Source organism: Microcoleus sp. S13_B4, from assembly GCF_036700885.1.
GTDB lineage: Bacteria > Cyanobacteriota > Cyanobacteriia > Cyanobacteriales > Microcoleaceae > Microcoleus.
In genome coordinates, this window is sequence record NZ_JAUBPU010000017.1 from 24,859 (window position 1) to 43,166 (window position 18,308).

The following is an 18,308-nucleotide window of genomic DNA, read 5'->3' on the forward strand; positions in this document are numbered from 1 at the left end:
TACCTGTAGGCGGCTAATTCCCGGTGGCACTCGTCGCTGTCTCCCTGACAAAGACAAGATTTATGGCGGTAAACCGAGTTTATGTTCGCAAGTTTTATGAAAATAATACCAGTAATTTTTTTTTACTGTATGTCCGTACTCCAACCCCTTATGAAATTAGTCATTCCATATAAAATGTAAAATCTAAAATCTAAAATGATATAAGATAGGGGACAGAGAGCCTGCATCCCCCCGCAAAATCAATAACGTAATAAGCAAGTCATGTCGCTAAACCAGTAAAATTAAAGCAGAGAGGAAAAGATGAATAAGCCTGTAATTATTTGCGTTGACGATGAACCCGATATCTTGAATACTCTCAAGATGCAGCTAAAAAATGAATTTAAAAATGATTACTTTTATGAATTAGCTGAAAGTGGTGATGAAGCTTTAGATTTACTTGAGGACTTTCAAGAAGAAGATCAGGTGATTGTGGTTGTTTCTGATTGGCTGATGCCGGGAATTAAAGGTGACGAACTTTTAATTAAAGTTCACCAAAAATATCCTAAAATTATTAAGGTGATGTTGACGGGACAAGCGGATGCAGTGGCACTTCAGCGGGCAGTAAAAGAAGCAAATTTATACTGTTGTTTGTCCAAACCCTGGCAAAGCAAAGACTTAATAGAGACTATAAAATCGGGGCTGGCTAAGTTATGAAAAAACCTGTGATTGTTTGTATTGATGATGAACCTGACGTTTTGAACAGTTTAAAGATTGAACTAAAAAAGGCGATCGGCGATCGGTGTATTATTGAAACCGCTGAAGGGGGGGCTGATGCTTTAGAGTTGCTGGCAGATTTGAAGGCCGATGAATGCGAGATTGCTTTGGTGCTTTCCGATTATATCATGCCGGATATTAAAGGGGACGAACTGCTTAGAAAAATTCACGAAAGCTCGCCGGATACGCTGACCATTATGCTAACGGGGCAAGCAGATTTGGAAGCCCTGAGTAATGCTATCAAGTATGCTAAATTATACCGTTATATCCCTAAACCTTGGCAAAATGAAGACTTAAAATTAACGGTAGTAGAAGCAGTTCACAGTTATTTGCAAGACCAAAAGCTAACAGATGAAATCCATAAGCGGCAAGAAGTAAACGAGGAGTTAAAGCTAGTAAATGAGGCGCTGTCTGCGAGTGAAAGCCGCCTGAGTCAATTTTTAGAAGCTTTGCCAGTGGGGGTATCTGTTTATAATCCCGATGGCTCGATCGCCTATTTCAACCAGACAGCGCGGGATTTGCTGGGTGCAGACACTATCCCGGAAAGCACTGCGGAACAATTAGCTGCAACTTATCAACTTTATGTTGCCAATACTGATGAGCTTTACCCGCCGGAGAATCTGCCAATTTTGCGCGCACTGAGAGGAGAATTTGTCAAGGTTGACGATGTAGAAATCCGTCAAGATGGCAAAGTAATTGCGATCGAGATCAATACCACGCCGATTTTTGACGCTAGCGGAAATATTGCTTATGCGATCGCAGCTTTTCAAGATATTAGCGATCGTAAACAAGCCGAAAAAATACTAGCAGATTACCAGCAAACCTTAGAAGCCCAAATTTACGAACGCACAGAACAACTGCAACAAGCCGCATTAGCTGCTGAAGCAGCAAACCAAGCTAAAAGTACGTTTCTTGCCAATATGAGCCACGAGTTGCGTACCCCTCTCAATTCCATACTCGGATTTGCACAAATCATGGAACCCAGCCCGAATCTTACTGTCGAAAACCGAGAAAATATGAGAATTATTCGCCGCAGTGGCGAACACTTGCTGACCTTGATCAATGAAGTCTTAGACTTATCAAAAATCGAAGCGGGGCGGATGACCCTCAACCCGAAAAACTTCGACATCTACCGCTTGCTTGACGATTTACAAGATATGTTTCAACTGCGGGTACAAACTCAAGAATTGCAGTTGCGTTTCGAGCGCGATGCGGAGGTTCCTCAGTATGTGCGAACCGATGATATTAAACTGCGACAAGTGCTGATTAATCTTTTGAGTAATGCGATTAAGTTTACGCAAAGAGGAGAAATCATCTTAAGAGTTATAAAGTTAGACAAATCGGGATTTATGGATTTATTGGACAGTCCCACATCTTGCTTTGATACCACAAGAAGTATTCGGGAATTTTCGACAAGTAGCACTAACTTGGCCCGCCTAGAAGTGAAAGAAGAGGTTGAGGATTTAACTGTTGGGGGGTTTTTCCTTCTGTTTGAAATTGAAGATACAGGAGTAGGCATTTCTCCGGAAGAATTGGAGAATATTTTTAAGGCTTTTGTGCAAACAGCTTCCGGTCAAAAAATCCAGAAAGGCACGGGTTTAGGATTGAATATTAGCCGTCAATTTGTCCGCCTAATGGGAGGAGAAATTGTAGTAGAAAGTCAACTGGAACTCGGAACAACTTTTAAATTTGAAATTCCAGTCGGTGCGGTTTATGCTGCTGATATTCCAGCTCCGCAAATTCACCGCGAAGTTACGGGGTTGGAACCAAATCAACCGTGCTACCGAATTTTAATTGTGGACGATCGCGAAGACAACAGGCAACTTTTACTCAAAATGCTTTCTCCCTTGGGTTTCGGACTCCAAGAAGCCACCAACGGTCAGGAAGCAATAGAAATGTGGGAAAATTGGCATCCGCACTTAATTTTGATGGATGTGCGAATGCCAGTGATGGACGGCTACGAAGCTACTAAACAAATTAAGACCAGAATAAAGCAGAGAGAGCAAAAGCAGCAAGGAAACGAGGAAATGAATATTTCCCATCCCAACTCCCCGATTCCGAAGATTATTGCTTTGACCGCTAGTACAATTGAAGGGAGGCAAGCGTTTGCTTTATTGGTCGGCTGCGACGATTTTATTAGCAAACCTTTCCGCAAAACAGATATATTTGATACCCTCAACAAACATTTGGGGGTGAAGTATCTCTACTCTAACTCAAGGGACTTTATCTCAATAGGCGAGCGAAATAATCTATCTGCCACCCACTTTAATGCTGGGCTTGCTTGTTTGCCCAAACTTCCCGCAGAATGGATAGACAACATGAAGCAGGTAATACGCAGTGCAGATTTTGACTTAATTGTCAGGACAATCGAGGAAATAAGGGATGCTCATCCTGAATTTGCCGAAATCCTCCAGGGTCATCTCGATAATTTTGATTACCAGAAAATACTCAATTTAATTGCCGAGGCGGAGGAATCAGATAATGCAGCTCAAGGCGGAACAAACTGAAGACTATCAAGCAGATATTTTAGTAGTTGACGATACGCCAGATAATCTGCGTCTGTTGATTAGAATTTTGCAAAAAAATGGCTATAAAGTTCGACCTGTTACTAATGGTTTTTCAGCGTTAGATGCCATTCAGTCTAGCGCACCTGATTTGATTTTACTCGATATTATGATGCCGGATATTGACGGCTACGAACTTTGTAAAAAATTAAAATCAGAACCGCAATATAGGGAAATTCCCATCATTTTTCTCAGTGCGTTAGAAGAAGGAATAAATAAGGCAAAAGCTTTTGAAGTGGGCGGATCAGATTATATCACAAAACCTTTTCAGGTGAAAGAAGTATTGGCGCGAGTGAGCAATCAACTTACTGTGCGTTCATTGCAACTGCAATTGCAAGAAAAAAATCAAAAATTGACAGATCAAAACGTCCAGTTGCACCAGGAAATCGCCGAACGCCGCCAGGTTGAAATGGAAACAAGCTTGCTGCTGAAGGCCACTCAAGCTATTAGCAAGTCGGAGGATTTTGAGTCGGCTATAGATGTGATTTTAGGTTTAATTTGCAAAACTATTGAATGGAATTTGGGCGAAGCTTGGATTCCTAGCAATGATGGCGTTTTAAAATGCGCTACAGGCCGGTACGTTAGCGACTTGAGTTTTGCCCAATTCCGACAAACAAGTTGGCAGTTAACTTTTGCTCCCGGTGTGGGGCTATCGGGGAGGGTTTGGCAGTCGCAGCAGTCTGAATGGATCGAGGATGTTTCTACTGCACCAAAACAAGTTTTTTTGCGCTCGGAAATTGCGGCGGCTGTGGGATTGAAAGCGGCTTTTGGAGTGCCTATCTTGGCAGACAACCAAGTGTTAGCTATTTTGATTTTTTATCGCGAGAAAGTTCTGAAATGTCAGCCGCGCTTGTTGGAATTAGTGAGTGCGGTTGCTACGCAGCTCGGTTCGCTGATTCAGCGGAAACAAGCTGAGGCAGCGCTGAAATTGCAGCAAGAGCAAACAGAGAAATTGCTGCTGAATATTTTACCGAAACCTATTGCCGAACGCTTGCAAAAAGAGCAAAAGTTGATAGCAGATCATTTTGATGAGGTGAGCGTATTGTTTGCTGACTTGGTCGGTTTTACAGAGTTTTCTGCTCACAAAAGTCCGACGCAGTTGGTAGAAATTTTGAACGGAATTTTCTCGGAGTTCGATAGGTTGTCTGAGTTGCACGGGTTGGAAAAGATTAAGACGATTGGGGATGCTTACATGGTGGTTGGGGGTTTGCCGACAGCGCGGGAGGATCACTCCTCGGCGATCGCACTTTTAGCTTTGGAGATGCAGGCAGCTTTGAGGAGGTTTAATGCCAAAATAGGAGAAAATTTTCAATTGCGGATCGGAATTCACAGCGGTTCGGTGGTGGCGGGAATTATTGGGATTAGCAAATTTAGCTATGATTTGTGGGGGGATACTGTTAATGTTGCTTCGCGCATGGAGTCGAACGGATTGCCTGGCAAAATTCAAGTGACGGTACCGACTTACCAGCGTTTGAAAGAGCAGTTTGTTCTTGAAGAACGGGGTCATATTTTGGTTAAAGGTAAAGGAAGAATGCTGACTTACTGGTTGATTGAAGAACAAAGTAAATATTTTTAAATTTTTGATGTAAATTTCAATTAATATTAAAATTAGACAGAATTTCCACTTTCAGGAGGCTAATCCTTTGCAAACAGTTGAAACAAAATCGCCGACAGCATTGAAAAAAGTCCTGGCTATTTTAATATCGCTGCTAGCAGTAGCGGTACTGTCGATCGCTACTTTTATCGCAATTCCCGGAGAAAAAACAATGTTTGCTGGAAAAAGACCTGCCAATATCGGCATTGTGTCCGGAAAACTCGCAGCGTGCCCGAGTTCCGCCAACTGCGTCAGCAGCTTCAGTCAAGATGCCGAACACCAAATTGAGCCTTTGGCATACACTTCGTCCCAGAGTGAAGCGATGGCAAAGCTCAAAGGGGCGATCGAGTCCTATGGAAAAACTAAAATTATCACGGCAACTGATAATTACCTATATGCGGAGTTCAGCAGTGCTTTGATGGGGTTTGTTGATGACGTTGAATTTTTGGTAGATGATGGAGCAAAAGTCATCCATGTGCGATCGGCTTCGCGTCTAGGAGAGTCGGATTTGGGGGTTAACCGCAGTCGGATAGAAGCTATCAGAACTCAATTCAATCAACTCTGAACTTAAATTTTCTAGCTTTCCGGAAGCCCCTCTCCTGCAAAATGAGGGGCTTTAATATTTAGGTATTACTATGTAATGTTGATTTTTCACCACCTAGTTAACAATTATTAACAGTAGGCAGAGCGCAAAGGAGTGTTTTGCAGGGGGAGTAGGACACAGCAATGCCGCGTCTCTACGGTTGGCTTTGAGTTTTAATACTTGTTATAAGATTGACGATTGTAGAGTTTTACAATCTTGAAAATAGCTGAGTCAGCTAGCACAGAAGAAGAGATGCCGTAGTATTCCTATAGTATTAAACAACCTAAATTATACACTTCTGACTTTAGGGAGAGGGAAGTCAACAAATTAATTTCTACTATTAACTTAAGTAGAGCAAAGAGGAAAAAACACATGGCACTTCAAAGATTAGCAGAATTTTATCCTAACTATCAGGAAGAAATCTTTGCTGGAGACGACATCAAGGGATTTGATGTTTATGCTGGCGACTCTGATGAAAAAGTAGGGACGGTTTATGATGCTTTGGTTGATGACACGGGTCGTTTCCGCTATCTGGTAATTGATACCGGTATTTGGATTTTTGGCAAAAAAGTATTGTTGCCAATCGGCTCGGCCCGCTTCGACTACGGAGCCCGTCGCGTCCACGCAACAGGCCTTCGCAACAAAGCTCAAGCAGAACAATTGCCTGCTTACAATGAATTAGAATCAGTAGATTACGATCGCGAAGAACAGGTAAGAGGCGTTTACCGCAATCAAGGAACTGCCGCTGCAAGCACTGCAACTCCTGCTAGCTACGATCGCAGCAGCTACAACTACGATATCGACCGCCCCCTCTACGAAACCAACGAACAGCAGCACCAAAATCTCAAGCTTTATGAAGAACGCTTGATTGCCAACAAAAACCGCGCCAAAACAGGCGAAGTAGCAGTTGGCAAGCGCGTGGAAACTGAAACAGCGCGAGCTTCAGTACCTATTGAAAAAGAACGAGTTGTAATCGAGCGAGTAACCCCGGTAGAAGCTGGTCGAGTAGTTTCAGTCGGTGACGCTGACTTCCAATCAGGGGAAGTTGCACGCATGGAAGTCTACGAAGAAACGGCCGACATTCACAAGGAAGCTTTCGTCCGGGAAGAAGTCAACGTCAGAAAAGAAGTTGTTCGCACCACGGTTGAGGGCGAAGAAACCTTGCGTCGTGAAGAATTAGACGTTAAGACTGATGGAACTGCGGTTGTAGATAATAAAAATCCAAAGATCTAAACCAACCGCAACAGCTATTGCATAGGAATTGCGCCTTAATGACATAATTCTGTCACCGCGCAGGTTTGATTGGATTGGTAGCGATCGCGCAATTCCTAAGTGAGGGGCGGGGGGGTACAAAACTTGTCTGGTTTTGGCAACGTTTATGCACTTTCCCCGCCTTTACCCATTTGCCCTTACCAATTCATAATAAAAATCCCTAAGCAGGAAAGTTTAAAAAATGAACGGTCAAGCATCAGCCGAAAAGATAGCAACTGCTAAATCAATTACCCCTCTCAACCGGGTACCCGAGAAAGTCAGGACTAAGCTAAAAAGTTTTACAGTCAAAGACAATCAAGGTCACTTGGTAGGCAAAGTTAAAGATGTCTATTTTGATGATAACGGTCAGTTAAACTTTGTGGTAGCCGGGCTAGGCAGCGAAAATACCCGTCTTTTCTTATTAAGTATTAAGCTGCTAAAAAAAGTCGATTATCACGAAAAATCCCTCTTTGTAAGTATAAATTCGGCGCAAGTCGAACTGCTGCCGGGAATTTCGACCAATAGCGGGCGTCCGTATTTAGAAAATGCCTCAGCAGAACCGCATAGTGAATTTAACAACACCGAGTTAACCAAGCCCTCAAAAGTTATGTCAAATCTAACAGATGCCGATCGCACCGATGAAAGTTTGGAGACAGATGAGGATGAGGAAAATTTAGATATTGTCGATCAAGAAGTAATTCGCCTCCTAGAAGAACGATTGGTGATTAATCGTAGCAAGCGCAAAGTTGGCGAAGTCATAGTGCGTAAAGAAATTGAAACTCGGATGGTACAAGTACCCATCCAGTGGGAAAAGCTGATTGTCGAACAAGTCGGCGACGATCCGAAGGTGTTGGCCGAAATAGATTTGGGCGAGGGAAGCATCACCGGTATAGATTTGACAGAGATTAAGAGCGATCGCCAGGAACCGACAGTTAAGGCTGAATTTACCTCTGTCCAGAAAGCTAGCAAAATCTTAAATTCGATCGCCTCTCAACCCCGCCACGGTTGCGTTAAAGTCCGCCTAGAACTGGTTTTGGAAGACAAGCAACTGGAGGAAACTTACCAAAAATGGATGACGGAACACCACTCAGAGAGTTAAAATATTCGTCCTTTTCGCTCTAGATTTTAGCTATTAGCAAGAAACTTAAATCTAAGAGCGGACTGTGGCGAGTCGTGGTAGGGAGAAAGTTCACCGCCATCTACTAAGATCATGTTCAGTAAATTAACCGTAATTTTGGTAGGGGCGGGTTCACGAACATCTATTATATAAGCCTGAGATCCGTAAACCCGCCCCGACCGGGATATTTAAATTTTTAGCGATGGGCCTCTCGACAAATTTGTACCGAATTGCGGTAAACTTTTGGTGGTCAAATTTAAAAGTATGGGAAAATGCCTAACACCATCTCCGACATTAAAGTAAAAACGATCGCAGGCGAAGACAAGCAGCTAGGAGAGTACGCGGGCAAGGTACTCTTGATAGTTAACGTAGCTTCCAAATGTGGCTATACACCTCAATACAAAGGGCTCGAAGAATTGAGCCAAAAGTACAGCGCGGCTGGACTCCGTGTTTTAGGATTTCCCTGTAACGACTTCGGAGCTCAAGAACCCGGAAGTAATCCAGAAATCGTCAATTTTTGTACTACCAAATACGGCGTCACCTTTGAATTATTTGACAAAGTACGCGCTAAAGGCACTCAGCAGCACCCGCTGTACGCTAAGCTTACGAGTGCAGTCGATCCCAAGGGTGAGGTTTCCTGGAATTTTGAGAAATTCTTAGTTAGCAAACAGGGTGAAGTGGTTGCCAGATTCCGCAGCAGCGTGGGCCCCGATTCGCCAGAACTAATCGCTGCGATCGATCGAGAATTGGCAAAATAAGAAGTTCGCCAAGGCAGCAGCGTACAGGATTTAACGGATTTAACCGAGGGATGTTTAGGGAAAAGGGAAGAACTTAATATGATTTTTTTCTAATAATTGGAGAGCTTATTTTTTTCTTCTCTTCCCATTGTTTGTCAGCCCTCAGCAATTAACAATTACCGATGATGTTATTATTTAAGGGGAGAAGGGTTTAATTTAATGGAGAATACATCGGGATTAGATTTAGTTGTAGGTGTACTTGCCTTCGCAATTCTTGCAGGCGGTCTAGTCATGTTATTTGTAGGCATGGCATCCTTTCCTAAAGAAAAATAATAATACTAATGGATAGTATGCGGGATGGCACGACCCTAAGAAAAGTGCTTGTAGTGAAAACTTAAGTCCTCATAGAAATCTGAAGACTTAAGTTTTCAGTACCCAGTTAAAACGGTTATTTTACAGGACAGAATCTGAATAAATCTAACAGCATTCAATTTGAACATTCGCCCTTGACAATCATGCAAACTACCGAAAACAACGTCAAAATTGCCCTCGGGCCGGGGAATTTGCGCCGCGTTCACCATATCGCTTTAAACGTGCGCGACATGAAAGCTTCCCGCCACTTCTACGGTACAATTCTCGGCCTGCACGAACTAACAGGTGCAGAAATTCCCGCAACTTTAACAGAAATGGTAGCCGCTGGTAAAGTCGCTAATTTCGTCACTCCAGACGGCACTGTTATTGACTTATTTTGGCAGCCCGACTTGGAACCGCCAAACCCAGACCCGGAGAAAGCTTTTACTCGCGCCAACCACTTAGCCTTCGATATCGAGCCGACTTTGTTCGATCGCGCTCTGGAAGTGCTACAGTCAAATCAAATTGCGATCGACAGCGGCCCCGTCACTCGGGCTACAGGACGCGGCATTTACTTTTACGATCCTGATGGATTTATCATCGAAATCCGTTGTGATGCAGTTTAAACAGTCGCTCTCGGGTTCTCGGTGATCGGTGCACACCCTACATTTAGAGTTCTTTCACTTGCCGTCTTTGCTAATAGGTTGCTTCGGCCAAGTAAACCGAAAAGTTGCTCCCTCACCTTCGGCAGATTCTAGGGAAATACTGCCCCCTTGACCTTCGACAATTTTCTTCACCAGCGACAAACCAATCCCAGTATTTTCTACTTTATCGCGAGCTTCCAAGGTCTGAAAAATTACAAAAACTTTCTCGTGATATTGAGGATCAATCCCCGGCCCGTCATCCTTTACAGAAAATTCGTAAAAATCATCTAACTCTTTAACAGATATTGTTACGTGACCAGATTCAGCTCGGTTGTGCTTGATTGCGTTGCTAATTAAATTAGAAAAAACCTGCTGTAGCGGCAATTTTTCGGTCACAAAAGTTGGCATTCCCGGTTCAACTTTCACCTCAAATTCAGACGGTGGCGCCAACGAATCAATAATTTCTGCTAATAAATTCTCAACTTTTACCTTTTCTGAAGCTACTTCAATGCGCCCGACGCGGGAATATTGCAGCAGTCCCTCAATCAAACCTTCCATCCTGTGAACTCTGCCGCGCAGCAGGTTCATTTGGTGCAGAGTATCCTCTGTCATCGACTCGCTGAGGTCTTCTTCTATCCAACTGCTGAGATTTGCGATCGCCCTGAGTGGCGCTTTCAAATCGTGAGAAACTACATAAGCAAACTGGTCTAATTCTTGATTCCGCTTTTTTAAAACATTTGTCGTTTGAGCCAGGTTTTGGGCTGTCAACCTCAATTCTTGAGCGCGCAACCGCAGCGATTCCTCCGCTTGTTTGCGATCCCTAATATCTTCTACCACACCCATCAGAAATTGAGTGCCATTTTGTTCTCGCAGCAGCGAAACCGTCAAGTTTGCCCACACCAACTCTCCGTCTTTGCGGATGTAGCGCTTTTCCAGAGAGAAGTTTTCAATTTCTGCTGCTAACAATTGGCGCAAAAGTTCCAGTTCGCTTGCCAAATCTCCAGGCCACGTAATCTCCTGAAATCTTTTCTCCACCAATTCTTGCCGGCTGTAGCCCAAAATTTCGCAAAGTTTTTGATTGACTAACAGAAATTTCCCTTCCACACTCGCTTGAACCATGCCGACTGCCGCCTGCTCAAAAGTAGCGCGAAACCGCTGCGCGCTTTGGGCTAAAGCAATTTCTGAGCGTTTGCGATCGCTAATATCGTTGCTAATTTCCAAAATAGCCACGGGTTGATCTTGATCGTCGTACTGCAAAGTCCAGCGGCTTGCCACCGTTATTTTTGTGCCGTCTTTCTTGGTTCGCACCAGTTCTCCTTGCCAAGAACCCTGCTCGAAAAACACTTTTTGAATTACCTCCAAAGGTTGAGTCCATTCTGTTTGTAAAAGCTTGTGAATATTTTTTTCTATTGCTTCCGACTTCCGCCACCCGTAGAGCCACTTGGCCCCCAAATTCCAATAAGAAATTGCCCCATTCAAGTCTAGTACGGCGATCGTATCGTTCGCCAAATCCAGCATTTGCGCTTGCTTTCGCAGAGTTTCCTCGGCTTGTTTCCGTCCTCTGGCATCGCGGCAAATCGCAATAAACAACTGTTGATTTGCCAGACGCATTTCGCTGACAGCCAACTCCATCGGAAACTTAGTTCCGTCCCTGCGAACTCCAACTGTTTCTTGCTGGTAAGTCTTCAGCTTAGTATCGGGATTTAACACAAAATATTCGATAGAATAATCCCCTGCGGTGTTGTAAGGCTGCGGTTGAGCTATCAGTCGCCGCAGGTTCGAGCCAATTACGCGATCGGCTTTCTCGCCAAAAATATTTTCTGCTGCCCTATTAAAAGACTCAATATTTCCCCATGCGTCCAAAGTAATAATACCGTCAGCCGCATTGTCTACCACAGCTTGAATACGACTTTTACTTTCTTCCAAGCCAGCTTCCCGCTTCCTCAATTCCTTCTCTAAACTATCAAATAAATACCAGGAAGCCCCTCCACCCAAACAGCCGAAAAGCAACCCAGCAACTTGCACAAAATTAGTGAAATCTATCAACTCCCGTATTTGCCGATCTACTGCTTTCTGGTAGGCTTCGCCTACATCAACAAACGCATTAAATTTTTCGCGCAGGTTATCCATCTGCAACCTACCTTGACCGAACACCTGAATTATTTCCGGCGACTGCACGCTTGTTGCCGAACTGTCGAGCTTATTCAAAGTGTTTTGCAAGAAATTTATTTGCTCTTCGGTACTTTTTTTAATTTCTTCAAATCGCTGAGCTTGCAGTGGATTGCCTCGAACCGCAACCTTGAGTTTAGCCAGCAGCGGAGGCAAACTCTTCTTGGCTTCTAAGTAGGGTGATAGAAATTCGCGGCGCTTCGTCAACCCGTAACCCCGAATGCCTGTTTCGGCATCCACCATCATTGTTAACAAGCGGTTAGTTTCCTGAAGTATTGCCTTATTAGTATCGGATCGCTTTCTTATCTGTAGGTTACTATTCCGCAGGCCTGCAATTGCTATCAGCGAAGCAAACAGACAAATCACGGGGATAGCAACGATGACTGTTCCCCGTTGGCGAAGTGGTCGGTCTGTCCATACAAATTGGACGGCGCGATCGAGCAAATACTTCACGGATATTGAAGGAGAAAGTTTGCTGCCAGTATATCACTTTTTGGCAGTTGAGGCTATGGATAAGTTTGTTTTGTTTGATTTGGCGAGCGCCGGGGACTAACCGTGGAAACTAGATTAGACCCCTGCGATAGCTACCTGCTGACACTAACAGCAGATTTTTTGGCACGGTGTTTAAACTGAGGCAAGGAGAAAGAAAGGACTTTTCTCGACCCCGATACAGCAGGCGAAGCAGAAAGGATCGTTTCTGCTTTACCTTCCTTTTCGCCTTCGGCTTCTGCTTTTAAACTAGAGTCTGTTTCGCAAGTGTTTGGAACACTTGTAACTACAGTAGTCCACCTGCCTGTAGCCGGATCGCGATAACAAGTAAAAGGATTTATTTTTAGCGGTTGACTGCAAGGTTTAATCATGTAGATGCACTCCTTTGATTCTGAGAAATTGTGCATTGCTTTCAGCAGCAGTGCTATCTCGCCAGTAGAAGCAGTATGAAGGCAAAAAGCAGAATTGTGTTTCTGCGTCCAGAGACTTTTGAAACTTCCTGATTTCCTGTTAACTTTTGCCTTCTACTGCTTCGCGACCATAGCATTACTTTTACCAAATTGCCTGTCTGGAAGCAACCCCCCACCCCCTTAATTAGGTTGAGGTGGGATTTGTAAATGCAGCGAGGCGCCCGATCGTGCCTGCAGGACAATTTTTGGATAATATAGGTATTTTAGGCTGAAAAAAAATGCTACTGTGTGATCGACAACAGAGGTTGATCGCGATCGGTGTCACAATTAAAAAGCGAATTGGTAATTGGTAATGAGTAATTGGTAATGGGAAAATTGGGAAGGGGGGAATTATTCCATCTTTTGCCATCCGTTAAATCCGTTAAATCCGGTACACAATTCCTGGCAAAACCCCCACCCGTTAAATCCCTTAAATCCCCTAGATTGCTAGTTGCCCAACTTGCTTCTAACTAATATCAACTTTTGTCTTTAAATGAACAGTAAAAGTAGAGCCCACATCCAACTGACTCTCAACAATGATATCGCCGCCCATCATCTGGCAAAACAAGCGACTAATGGCCAATCCTAAACCGGTGCCGCCGTACTTGCGAGTAGTCGAAGCGTCCCCTTGAATAAAAGGTTGAAACAAACCCTGCTGCTGTTCTGCCGACATTCCAATCCCCGTATCAGATACCTGCAAATAAACCCAATCGCTGCCGCCTGCTGGTTCGCGAGTCGCGCTCAACAGTACCGTTCCACCTTCGGTAAACTTCAGGGCATTGGAAAGCAAATTAAACAGAATTTGCCGAACTTTAGTCAAATCTGCATACATCACTCCCAAATTTTCAGAGCAAGAAACTTGCAATTGATTGTGATTTTTTTCGACCAAAGGGTGCAAAGTTGCAACGACTTCTTCTATTAAATTGCTGAGGTCAAATTTTTCTAGATAAAGCTCCATCCGACCGGCTTCTATCTTAGAAAGGTCTAGAATATCGTTAATTAAAGTCAGCAAGTGTTTGCCAGCGTTATAAATTTTTTGGGTATCGGGAATGATGTCTTCGAGTCCCGATTCCCGTGCTTCTTCTTGTAGCATTTCGCTGTAACCGATAATCGCGTTGAGCGGCGTCCGCAGCTCGTGGCTCATATTGGCTAAAAAAGTGCTTTTAGCTCTCGAAGCTGCTTCAGCTTTGTGTAAGGCTTCTTGCAAGGCTATTTCGGCTCTTTTGCGCTCGGCAATTTCGATGCGGAGCAGTTTATTGGCGGTGGTGAGTTGAGTGGTGCGCTGATCGACGGTCATTTCTAGCTGCGCTTTGGCTTTGGAGAGTGCTTCCTGAGCCCGCTGGCGCTCAAATCCTTCGATCGCCAGCGCTACCAAATTTGCCAAAGAATCAGCGAAGGTGCGCTCCTCCAGAGCCCACTGGCGGGGCGCGCCGATATGTTCGAGAGAGAGGATACCCACGATCTGCCCACCGAGCCTAATTGCTACATTTAATATGGATGAATTAGGTTTGCTGGCATTGGGCAGCACCGCGGAATGTTCGACTAGCGAAGATGAGTGGGACAAATCTGTTTGTAGAGATTTTTGAGTCTTTGTCGTAGGTTCTAAAGCATTGTCCGATCGCAAATTTTCGCCCCGTGCGTCGCCTTCAACATCTAAAATTGATAAATTTAAATCGCTTGCCGATATGGACTCCCGACTCAAATGATTCTCCTGGGTGCGATCGTACAAGTCGAGACAAACTAATTTGAGGTTGGGGATTTTAAACTTAGAATGATTAACCCCCTCGCCTTGCTCTGGGGCAGCGGCCTCTGTATCGAGTGGCTCTGTTTGGTTCTGGGCGAGCACTCTCTCGGTAAAATTTAGCTGGGGATCTGTCGGGTAGGGAGTTCCAAATCTTCCATGGTTGTAAAGCCAGACGCTGACTTTTTCCACATCCAAAGTCCGGGCTGCAGCCTCGGTAATTTCGCGAATTCCCACATTCAGCGCACCGCTATTGAGAGTCCTCTGCCGACCTAGCTGCAACAAAGCCAAACTCTGGCGGCGGAGACGCTTTTCGCTCTCTTGAAGGGTTTGTTCTGCTTCCTTGCGCTGGGTGAGGTCGTACAAGGCGCACAATGCCGTCGCCTGCCCGTTAAACATCAGCGACTGAACCGAGAGCATCGCCCAGAAAGCGGTGCCGTCTGATTTTTTACAGTGGAGTTCGTAGTTTTGCAGGTATCCCTCTTTAGCAAGTGCCTCAAGTACCTTTGGGCGATCGACGGGGTTGAAGTAAAAGTCTGGAGTGCTGCAGCCGATCAATTTTTCTAGGGGTATGTTCAGGAGAGAAGCCAATTGAGCGTTCGCATACAGAATTAAGCCGTCACAGAGGCGAGAAACTAATACCGGTACGGGAGTTGCCGAGGCGATCGCCCGAAACTGCTCTTCGCTTGAACGCAGCGCCAACTGAGCTTTGCTCAGCAAGTGAGCTTCCATCGTATCTGAATGTTCGGTGGTCGTCTCCAGCAAAAGTTCTAGGTCAACCTTTTCGCGCTTCAAGTTTTCAAGTTCCGCACTCAGCCGCTGAACGTCGAAAAGTAGCTGTTCTGTCGATGGTTCTTCCTGCATAGCAATTGAAAATTGGTAATTTTTAGTCTGTTCTGAAGTTTTTTAGGGTTTTGTGCTAGTTTAACTATGACTTATTCCGATTAACTTCAGCCACCCTCCTCCTGGTTCCCCGACTTAGCCGGGGATTCATCTTTACCTTTTTCGTTACTATTCAAATTCTAAGTGCAAGGAAGGCATCAGCCGCTGCAAGTTCTTCAGGGATTTTATCTGCCAGGGGATCTGTTTAGAACCTTTGATGACCATTTGAATATTTTTTTGCTGCCGCACTTTGATCACAAATTTTGAGACAATATTAATTCCAGAACTATTTAAAAATTCTAGCTTTCGCAAGTCTAGAGTAACGATGTTTGGGCAGGAGTCAGCCACTTCGTTGAGCACATCGACGATCGGTGCGTATTCTTCCACCTGGCTGAGTCGGAACGAGCCGCTACAGGTGACTGTTTGGGTAGCGCGATCGTACTGGAGCGTGTAATCTTTGGTCTGAATCTCCATACTTTTGTCAGTTGCCGGTTTTGAGTGGTAAAGGGGCTTTGGCTGCGTGAGCGAGGATTGAGCTTCAGGCTAGCACGATCAAAATTCAGCCGTTTGCCGAATGCCGAAGGCCTTTGCGTGTGTAACTTTTATTACATATACTGCCAACTGTACCATTGCCACAGGGCAGTTATGAGTTATTTTAGGATTTACCAGTTGTGAGACCAGTTGGAAAAAACGAATGCAACTGTTGACTAGCTCCAAACCCTGATAGTCATCAGTCAGTGCCCATCTAACATCTCAAATCTCAAATTGTATGAGTTGTGGGTTGACGAGACCAGCTTTTGCTGAAGTTCCGAGCAGCTATCAATTCGATTTTTTTCTCAACTTGGTATTGACAAAATTACCAAAACATGAAATAAAATTCACATCTGACACTGAAGTGAAGGGAAGAGTATTTAATGGCAATTTCAGGAATTACAGAAAAGCTTTTGGCTGCTAAAAAAGCTCAAGGAATTAGTTTTGCAGATTTGGAAAAAGTTTTGGGGCGTGACGAAGTTTGGATTGCCGCGGTTATTTACCGTCAAGCTACCGCATCAGCAGATGAAGCCGAGAAAATTGTCTCGGCTTTGGGGCTAGATAGCGAGACGGCTGCGGTTCTCTGTGAACCTCCGTTAAAAGGTTCTTTGGATGCCTCGGTTCCAGTTGACCCTCTGCTTTATCGATTCTATGAAATAATGAAGGTTTACGGGATGCCGCTCAAAGCAGTGATTCAGGAAAAATTTGGTGACGGGATTATGAGCGCGATCGACTTTACTTTGGATGTCGAGAAAGAAGCAGACCCAAAAGGCGATCGAGTGAAAATAATTATGTCGGGAAAATTTTTGGAATACAAAAAATGGTAAGGCCGTGCAGCTTTATTTTCAAGTGAAAATGAAAAATTCAAATTTGCTCGAATGACTCGTAACTAATGACTAAAGCCTCAAAAGTGTTAACTTAGAAATAGAGATCGCGAAGCTTGACTGGCTTGGGTGTCCGATCGGGAAACCCTTCTAGGGCAAAGCTAAGGTCGCTCCCGCCGCAACTTCCCAAGTCGAAACAAGCAACCGCAACCGTAAAGTAAGAGGCAAATATGTCAAAATATGACTCCCATCTCAGATGCTCCTTTTGCGGCAAGTCGCAAGAGTACGTCCGCAAGTTAATAGCTGGGCCCGGCGTCTACATTTGCGATGAATGCGTGGAACTCTGCAATGAAATTTTAGAGGAGGAGTTCTTTGACTCCAGTAAAACAATTGGTCAACAGATTCCCCAATCAGAGGTGCGAGAGTCTCAGGGACAAGGAACGCGGCGCCCGGGTCGATCGAATAAATCGAAAATCGTTTTAGCTCAAATTCCGAAACCCACAGAAATTAAGCAGCATTTAGACAACCACGTCATCGGCCAGCATTCAGCAAAAAAAGTTCTTTCTGTCGCAGTTTACAACCACTACAAGCGCTTGAGCGTTGACCAAGCTAAAGATAACGACAAGCCTTCCCCCGACAGCGATGTGGAACTGCAAAAATCCAACATCCTCCTAGTTGGCCCCACAGGTTGTGGCAAAACTTTGTTAGCACAAAGTTTGGCGCAAATGCTCGAAGTCCCCTTTGCGGTAGCCGATGCAACGACGCTGACAGAAGCTGGATATGTGGGCGACGATGTAGAAAATATCTTGCTGCGGCTTTTGCAAATGTCCGATTTTGATGTCGAATCGGCACAGCGTGGCATTATTTATATTGATGAAATTGACAAGATTGCTCGCAAAAGCGAAAACACTTCGATCACCAGGGATGTATCGGGAGAAGGAGTGCAGCAAGCGCTGCTAAAAATGTTGGAAGGAACGGTGGTTAATGTGCCCCCGCAAGGCGGCCGCAAACATCCTTACCAAGATTTTATTCAAGTTGACACTAGCAAAATTCTATTTATTTGTGGCGGTGCTTTTGTCGGTTTGGAAAAAATAGTTGAACAGCGTTTGGGTAAAAAATCCTTGGGCTTTATTCAGCCAACAGAAACCGATAGCAACTCAACTTTGCCGGCGAAAGACAAGCGGGCCGCTGATATTTTGCAGCAGGTACAGCCGGACGATTTAGTCAAGTTTGGTTTGATTCCTGAGTTTGTGGGGCGGATTCCGGTGGTAACGGTGATTTCGCCGCTGGATGAGGCAGCTTTGATGCAGATATTGACCGAGCCCCGAAATGCGCTGGTGAAGCAGTATCAAAAGCTGTTGAAGATGGACAGCGTGGAGTTGGAATTCCAGCCGGAAGCGCTACGGGCGATCGCCCAGGAGGCCTATCGTCGCAAAACTGGCGCGAGAGCTCTCCGCAGCATTTTAGAGGAGTTAATGCTCGATGTCATGTACGAGTTGCCTTCTCGCAAGGATGTGGCTAACTGTATGATTACTCCTGAAATGGTCGAGAAGCGATCGACTGCTGAATTGCTGTGGCATCCCGCATGGCACAAACAGCACGAAACTGCTTAATTTCTAGTCTGTAGGG

General features: G+C 44.7%; 14 protein-coding genes. 10 read left to right on the forward strand and 4 right to left on the reverse strand.

Annotation, left to right across the window (positions count from 1 at the left end; all coding sequences use genetic code 11):
- Positions 1-300 precede the first annotated feature (300 nt).
- The 8 genes from QT994_RS12285 to QT994_RS12320 all read left to right on the forward strand — a co-directional run bounded on the left by QT994_RS12285 (position 301) and on the right by QT994_RS12320 (position 9,576).
- Complete coding sequence (locus tag QT994_RS12285; RefSeq protein ID WP_333174818.1) at positions 301-693, forward strand: response regulator; 393 nt, start codon at positions 301-303, stop codon at positions 691-693.
- A complete protein-coding gene (locus QT994_RS12290) occupies positions 690-3,260 on the forward strand; it encodes a response regulator (protein ID WP_333174820.1) in 2,571 nt (856 codons plus the stop codon). Before QT994_RS12285 ends, QT994_RS12290 begins: the two co-directional genes overlap by 4 nt.
- Complete coding sequence (locus tag QT994_RS12295) at positions 3,235-4,893, forward strand: adenylate/guanylate cyclase domain-containing protein (RefSeq protein WP_333174822.1); 1,659 nt, start codon at positions 3,235-3,237, stop codon at positions 4,891-4,893. The genes QT994_RS12290 and QT994_RS12295 overlap by 26 nt, the downstream gene beginning before the upstream one ends.
- 67 nt (positions 4,894-4,960) lie before the next feature.
- A complete protein-coding gene (locus tag QT994_RS12300) occupies positions 4,961-5,476 on the forward strand; it encodes a DUF1499 domain-containing protein (RefSeq protein WP_333174824.1) in 516 nt (171 codons plus the stop codon).
- 390 nt (positions 5,477-5,866) lie between these two features.
- Complete coding sequence (locus QT994_RS12305; RefSeq protein WP_333047501.1) at positions 5,867-6,727, forward strand: DUF2382 domain-containing protein; 861 nt, start codon at positions 5,867-5,869, stop codon at positions 6,725-6,727.
- Between the two features lie 220 nt (positions 6,728-6,947).
- A complete protein-coding gene (locus QT994_RS12310) occupies positions 6,948-7,844 on the forward strand; it encodes a DUF2382 domain-containing protein (protein WP_333174826.1) in 897 nt (298 codons plus the stop codon).
- A gap of 290 nt (positions 7,845-8,134) precedes the next feature.
- Complete coding sequence (locus QT994_RS12315; protein WP_333047506.1) at positions 8,135-8,620, forward strand: glutathione peroxidase; 486 nt, start codon at positions 8,135-8,137, stop codon at positions 8,618-8,620.
- Between the two features lie 494 nt (positions 8,621-9,114).
- A complete protein-coding gene (locus QT994_RS12320; RefSeq protein ID WP_333174828.1) occupies positions 9,115-9,576 on the forward strand; it encodes a VOC family protein in 462 nt (153 codons plus the stop codon).
- A 54-nt stretch (positions 9,577-9,630) separates the two neighbouring features.
- Here QT994_RS12320 and QT994_RS12325 read toward each other — a convergent pair whose 3' ends face one another.
- From QT994_RS12325 to QT994_RS12340, 4 genes are all read right to left on the reverse strand, one after another.
- A complete protein-coding gene (locus tag QT994_RS12325; protein WP_333174831.1) occupies positions 9,631-12,216 on the reverse strand; it encodes a PAS domain S-box protein in 2,586 nt (861 codons plus the stop codon).
- Between the two features lie 131 nt (positions 12,217-12,347).
- Positions 12,348-12,659 (reverse strand): hypothetical protein, encoded by a 312-nt coding sequence (locus QT994_RS12330; protein WP_333174834.1) that lies wholly within the window; start codon positions 12,657-12,659, stop codon positions 12,348-12,350.
- Between the two features lie 508 nt (positions 12,660-13,167).
- Positions 13,168-15,306, reverse strand: a complete 2,139-nt coding sequence (locus tag QT994_RS12335; RefSeq protein ID WP_333047513.1) for an ATP-binding protein — start codon at positions 15,304-15,306, stop codon at positions 13,168-13,170.
- 147 nt (positions 15,307-15,453) lie between these two features.
- On the reverse strand, positions 15,454-15,798 hold the full coding sequence (locus QT994_RS12340; RefSeq protein ID WP_333047514.1) for a slr1659 superfamily regulator: 345 nt from the start codon (positions 15,796-15,798) through the stop codon (positions 15,454-15,456).
- 440 nt (positions 15,799-16,238) lie between these two features.
- On the opposite strand from QT994_RS12340, the gene cynS reads away from it, so the two are divergent.
- Both cynS and clpX read left to right on the forward strand, forming a co-directional pair.
- Positions 16,239-16,682: a cyanase gene (gene cynS / locus QT994_RS12345; protein ID WP_333174836.1), complete on the forward strand. Its 444-nt coding sequence runs from the start codon at positions 16,239-16,241 to the stop codon at positions 16,680-16,682.
- 227 nt (positions 16,683-16,909) lie between these two features.
- A complete protein-coding gene (gene clpX / locus QT994_RS12350) occupies positions 16,910-18,292 on the forward strand; it encodes an ATP-dependent protease ATP-binding subunit ClpX (RefSeq protein ID WP_333174839.1) in 1,383 nt (460 codons plus the stop codon).
- Positions 18,293-18,308: the final 16 nt, after the last annotated feature.